This window comes from Leuconostoc sp. UCMA20149 (assembly GCF_030400235.1).
Classification (GTDB): Bacteria; Bacillota; Bacilli; order Lactobacillales; family Lactobacillaceae; genus Leuconostoc; species Leuconostoc pseudomesenteroides.
The window spans coordinates 104,479-110,754 of sequence record NZ_VJYC01000007.1 but is presented as its reverse complement, the minus strand read 5'-3'; the positions used below and the strand labels follow the sequence as shown (position 1 = coordinate 110,754).

At 38.8% G+C, this 6,276-nt stretch carries 4 protein-coding genes; all 4 read right to left on the bottom strand.

What is annotated here, in order from left to right; all coding sequences use genetic code 11:
• Positions 1 to 73: 73 nt before the first annotated feature.
• The 4 genes from FF105_RS07295 to FF105_RS07280 all read right to left on the bottom strand — a co-directional run bounded on the left by FF105_RS07295 (position 74) and on the right by FF105_RS07280 (position 6,196).
• Positions 74 to 397: a type I restriction-modification system subunit M N-terminal domain-containing protein gene (locus FF105_RS07295; RefSeq protein ID WP_290046540.1), complete on the bottom strand. Its 324-nt coding sequence runs from the start codon at positions 395 to 397 to the stop codon at positions 74 to 76.
• 11 nt (positions 398 to 408) lie between these two features.
• Entirely contained in the window at positions 409 to 3,270 is a 2,862-nt protein-coding gene (locus FF105_RS07290) for a type I restriction endonuclease subunit R (protein WP_290046538.1), read from the bottom strand.
• A 181-nt stretch (positions 3,271 to 3,451) separates the two neighbouring features.
• Complete coding sequence (gene tig / locus FF105_RS07285) at positions 3,452 to 4,747, bottom strand: trigger factor (RefSeq protein WP_010293073.1); 1,296 nt, start codon at positions 4,745 to 4,747, stop codon at positions 3,452 to 3,454.
• 102 nt (positions 4,748 to 4,849) lie between these two features.
• Positions 4,850 to 6,196, bottom strand: coding sequence for a cytosine permease (locus FF105_RS07280; protein ID WP_010293071.1), 1,347 nt, complete (start codon positions 6,194 to 6,196; stop codon positions 4,850 to 4,852).
• Between the last annotated feature and the right edge of the window lie 80 nt (positions 6,197 to 6,276).

Genomic DNA, 6,276 nt, shown 5'->3' with positions numbered 1-6,276 from the left:
TATAAGCCTAACATTTTGCAAAACCAATGTGAAGACATCGGCTTATTTCAGTAGTACTTTATTATCAATTGCATCATAAGAAAAAGAAGCTAAATGCATTGAAACACTTGACTTCTGGTAGAAAAAAACCTAAATCATTTAATGCCTCCTCTTTAATTCCCTCACGATAATCTTCCAATTCATAGGCTTCAATAAAGTTGACGCTCTCAGCCTCTAACAAATTGTTATTAACATAATCTTCGATTTTATCTGATAAAAACCGATAGAAAATTAAACTCAAAATATAGTTACGAAATTCATTGGCGTCCATATTGCCACGTAAGTCATTGGCAATTTTCCAAAGGCGCTTTTGCAATTCAGCTTGTTGCGATTGCTGCGTTTGATTAGTATTTGACATGTCTGTTCTCTCTAATTCATCACAAACTTTTTAGCAGTTTCAATGATGAAGTTTTTAATGGTTTGTTTGGCAGAAATTTTTTCTTTAAATGGCATACCCGCTGTCAGTTCGCCAAGGGCTTTGGAATTTTCATGTTGGCTTACTTCGTATTCAGCCACTTGCTCTGCTAACTGGGACGGCTCTAACCGATGTTCTTCTGCAAAATGATAAATTTCAGCTTGACGCTTATCCGCCAAGAAATGATTGAGTGCTCCTGTAATATCCGCACCGTTGTTCAGTTCTGGAATGACCGAATCCAAGAACTGCTCCAACAACTCACGTTTGGAAAACAGTGTTGGCTCTGAGTTATTTTTTAGCGCTTTTTTGACTTTTTCTATACCCTCAGTCCGTGCATCGGGCGACGATAAGTCGATTTGTGAAATAAGGCGATTGATATAATCAACATCAATTGCATCAACCATCAAGAGCTCGGGGTAAAAATCAATATCATCAATGACAGATGCTTTTTCTTTTTGCCGTGCTTTGTGCCGTTCATAGAATGTTGCGTACTTGCCTTTGAAATCATCAAATAGCTGTTGTGTCCAGTCAAGCTCTGTTTCAATTTGCGCCCAATCAAATTCTTCATAAACGCTGATACAACTTTGCAGTGACATGACATCTCTAAATAGTTTGATAAATTCAAGTTCAGCTGTTTCACCCTCATCTAATAACCGATTGGTGTCTTCGGGCGTCGCTACCTTGTCCCTCAAAGCGCGTATTGCTTTTTGAAAGTCTAATTTTAAATCGTCATAATTCGGTGCGAAAAACGCTGCTTTGTCCCCTTGCGAGAAAAGCTGGACCGCTTCATCAGTTTTACTTTTGATGTTACGGTATGCCACAATATTTCCGTAATCTTTTGGCGCTTTTTGAACACGATTGGTTCGGGAAAAAGCTTGAATGAGTCCGTGATATTGCAAGTTTTTATCAACATATAAAGTATTTAGTGTCGGCGCATCAAAACCCGTCAAGAACATATTGACAACTATCAAAACATCAATATTATTCTCAGGTGATTTGGCGTCATGATTCTTCATACGCTTAGACACGTCGTTGAAGAAATCGGAAAATGTATCTGTACTGAAGTTTTGGTGATATTTGTCGTTATAATCATCAATGACGTTTTCTAAGCCATGACGAGAAGTTAATGTGTCGTCCTTTTGATGCTCATCATTATCGTCTTCATTAGCAGCCCAAGTGAATATTGTTGTCACATTGAGATCACTATTTATTTTCTTAAAAATATCATAATATTTTAAAGCCGTTCGTGTATCTGAAACAGCAAAAATAGCGTTATACTGGCGATTGTACGTTTTGCTACTATGGTTCAAGATAATATGTTGTACAATTTGCTCTAAGCGTTTTTCATTCTCATACACTTCTTGAACATTGAGCGCTTCAACTTCTCCGTTTAAGTTTTCAATATTTTCTTTGCTATGAATTATATTGATGTATGTGACATTAAACGGTAATACATTATGGTCACGTACAGCGTCTCTGATCAAATAAGTATGCAAACGGGTATCATAAATATCGTCAGTTGTGCGTTCATCTGCCCCTATGTTTTCTTTAAATATAGGCGTTCCAGTGAAACCAAAATGTTGCGCATTCTTAAACCAGCTGTTGACCTGTTTACGCATTTCACCGAATTGTGTGCGATGTGCCTCATCTTCAATAAAAATCACGCGTTGTTGTTTGTAAGGTTCTAACACTGACCGATAACGCGAATTTTTCACAGCATTAGCAAGTTTTTGAATCGTTGTCACGATTAACGTGTCTGTCGAATTTTTAAGTTGTTCAACTAACACAGATGTGTTGTCTGTACGGTCAATTGATGATTGTCCGTCCGCACGTTTTGGTAGATAGGCATTAAAATTGTTAATTGTCTGCGAATCCAAATCACGTCTGTCCACAAGAAAAATAATTTTTTTGGCGTCTGTATGAAGCGCCAATTGAGACGCTGATTTAAAAGCCGTGATTGTCTTCCCAGATCCGGTTGTATGCCAAACATACCCATTCGTATCAGGATGTGTTTGAGCCTGATTCATAATGGCTTTTTGGGCATACACTTGATAAGGCCGCATGATTTTCATTACCTTTTGGTCGGCATCAAAAATCGTATATTTGGAAATCATTTCATGAATGTTTAGCGGTGATAGAAAACTTGCTGTGAAAGGTTCGATTTCATCAATCCACCTGTTATTGTCATCAGACCAATTGAAGATAAAATTTTTATTCAACTCGCCATCATTATTAGAAAAATAGCGTGTCGACATGCCATTGCTAATCACAAATATCTGTAAATAACGAAATAAACTACCACCAACATTAAATGACTCACGACGATACCGTAATATTTGTTGAAACGCTTGCGACATTTCAACGCTGTGACGCTTCAACTCAATTTGGACAAGTGGTAAGCCATTAATTAACAACGTAACATCATATCGGTTTTCATATTTGTCATTCACAACAATTTGATGAGCAACTTCATAAACATTATTTTCCGCATCACGAGGATCAAAAAACGTCAACGTTATATCCGACCCATCATCGCGCTGTATTTGTGCTCTACCGCCTTGAAATTGATCGTCACCACGTAGGTAACGTCCCAACTGATAAATTGATTTAGAACCCACAATTTCATTTAGAAAACGTTGAAATTCTTGATCGGTCAATGGTGTGCCATCTAGTTTATCAGCATTCCGTTGATTTAAAAGCATACGAAAATGATTAACAATCAAACTATAACGATTTAATTCTGGTCGAAACGCCCAACCAGATTTACCGAGTTGAGTAATCAACTGATTCTCAAGATTTGCTTCTGTCTGTACCATTACTTTCTCCACACTGTTATGAATGACACTACCCTTTCATTATACCTTACGCTCAGGTTAAGCGTAAGGTATAATATTCACCATTTTGATATTATCAGAACTATCATATTCCTTTTATTCATTATTAATGAGAGCACAAAAAAAGCACCTCAACCTGAAGTGCTCTGAAAATCAAACTTATTTATACTGCTTTAGCAGAGTCAGTCACTTTCTTAATGACTTCGCGCATAGCAATGTCATGCTTCAACAATGAATCTGACAAAGTTGTACGTACTTGCGCAGCGTCCATGTTGTATTGTGAAGCCAAGTTGTTGATTTCTTCAGTAACTTGTTCTTCTGATGGTTCAATACCTTCTGCTTTAACAATTGCTTCAAGTACAAGGTTAGTTTTAACGCGAGTTGCTGCGCCGTCTTCGAATTGCTTGTGCAAATCATCTTCAGTTTGACCTGAAATTTGGAAGAACATTTCACGAGAAATGCCTTGTTGTTGCAATTGTCCCAAATATTGATCGATTTGACGATGAACATCTTCATCAATCATAGCGTCTGGAATCTTATCACCGTCGATTGAAGCATTGTCAACTGCCTTAGTGATGACTGCGTCTTCAAATGCTTCTTTAGCACTTTCAGCTTTCGTTTCAGCTAACTTCTTAGCAGTCTTTTCTTTCAATTCTGCCAATGTTTCAACTTCTTCATCGACATCCTTGGCAAATTCATCGTCCAATTCAGGCAATTCCTTGCGCTTCAATTCATGAATCTTAACTTCAAACAAGGCTTCTTTGCCAGCCAAGTCAGCAGCTTGATAGTCTTCAGGGAACGTAACATTAACGTTCACATCTTCACCAGCTGTGTGACCTACCAATTGTTCTTCAAAGCCAGGAATGAATTGACCTGAGCCCAATGCCAATGAAAAGTCGTTGGCTTGACCGCCATCAAAATGTTCACCATCAACAGAACCGTCAAAGTCAATAACAACAGTATCGCCGTTTTCTGCCTTAACTGATTCTTCTTGCAAAACAAGTTCTGCTTGTCCTTCTTGCAAACGCTTGATTTCGGCATCAACGTCAGCGTCAGTCACTTCTTCATCTTGAGCAGCAACTTCAAGGTTCAAGTAGTCACCCAACTTCACTTCAGGTGCAGTTGTAATTTCAGCTTTCAAAGTCCAAGCTTCACCCTTGTTCATTGAGACTGGTTCGATATTTGGACGACCAACTGGTGTCACACCAGCTTCGTCAACAGCTGCTTCATAAGCGGCTGGTAAAACAATATCCATTGCTTCTTGATACAAAGCTTCTTCACCAAACTTTTGGAAAAAGAGTTGCTTTGTCACTTTTCCTTTACGGAATCCAGGGATTGAAACCTGATTTTTATTACGTTGGAAAGCTTTATCCAAACCTTCTTCAACTGTTGCGCGTGAGATTTCAAATTCTAATGTGCCTTGGTTTTTTTCATCCGCGGCTGGTGTCCACTTAGACATGTTATTTCCTCCGAGTTTTCAATACTATCTAATTTTAGACTAAATTTACGAATATCACAACTATTTTGTCGTGAATAAGCATCTAAATTTTACCATTTAAGGTTACATTGCTTTTTTTAACGATAATACAGCATACAATCCAGCGGCAAATAGCATGGTTAGCCAAGTTGAACCAACTGTATCCGTGACCAGTGTTACTTGTTGCAAACCAAAATATACCGCAATACTAATCGCCCAAGTGATATAAGCTCTCACATTGAAACCAGCTTGATACCAGTATTTCCCATCTATTTTACTAAATTGATCGGTGTCATAATTTTTACCACGGACAAAAAAGAAATCAACCAGTAGAATAGCAATTTCAGGTCCTAAAATCATCCCCACCATATCCAAAAACCAAATAAACGTGTTGATAAACCCTCCAAAAATGAATGGAATAAAGCTCATCAACGTGGCAATGATAGTAACAATCCAGAGCGATGGTGTTAGCTTAATTTTTGGCAAAATATTATTAAACGCTGAACCCGCTGCCATTAAATTAACCGCATTTGCTGTGGTTGACGTCAGCATAATCACAATCAATGCTAAGACACCCAGTCCCAACTTTGACGCAACAGTTGAGGGATCGGAACTATCTGGATTAAAAGCATTTGTACTGACAGCAGCGGCAATCGTAGTTAGTGAGCCGACAATAGCAAACCAATACAGACCTAACGTTGCACCAATAAATGGCGCCTTGGTTGCAGATGATTTATTTTTTGAAAAACGCGTAAAGTCAGCTGCCGCCGTCACCCATGCCAAATTAAAAGCCGCAAAAACGTCAATAGCAGTTCCAAATGATAGATGTGCTGCAGTTGGTGCATGCCAAGCTAAAATTTGTTGTAATGATACTTCTCGCAAGACCACGATAGTCTCCCAGATGACCAAGGCAATCACCAAAATGATACCAATTCGTTCAATTAACCGAATGGATTTTTGACCGAGAGAAATTGAAATCAAATGTAAAATGCCCATAATCGCAACACCAACGACCATACCTTTGATCCCACCGGGATTAAAATTGGTCGAACCAAAAATATCAGCCAATAAGTAACTAACAGATATTGCCGCAATATAGGTATTAACCGCTGCCCAACCCATAAATTGCACCACATTAATCAACGATGGTCCGATTGAACCGCGAACCCCAAATGCTGGTCGCATCAAGTTCATTGTTGAGGCACGCATCTTGTAGCCCATGTAGCCAACTAGCGCCAGAAATACATAAGCGAGTGGCCCACTAATTAAAATGACACCCAAAGCACCACTCAAACCAAGCGCTGCAATGACACCGCCAATATACCACGTACCATTGTTTGCATTCGCACCAATCCATGTTGCCAATTGGTCCCAGAAACCCATCTGCGCGATATGCCGGTCATTATCGACTTTTATCCCCTGACTCTCCATATTTGCCTCCGTTTTAATGATAATACAATTAGAGTTATCATAACAAAAAACGCCCGCCAAGGCAAACGTTCGTTCGGGTA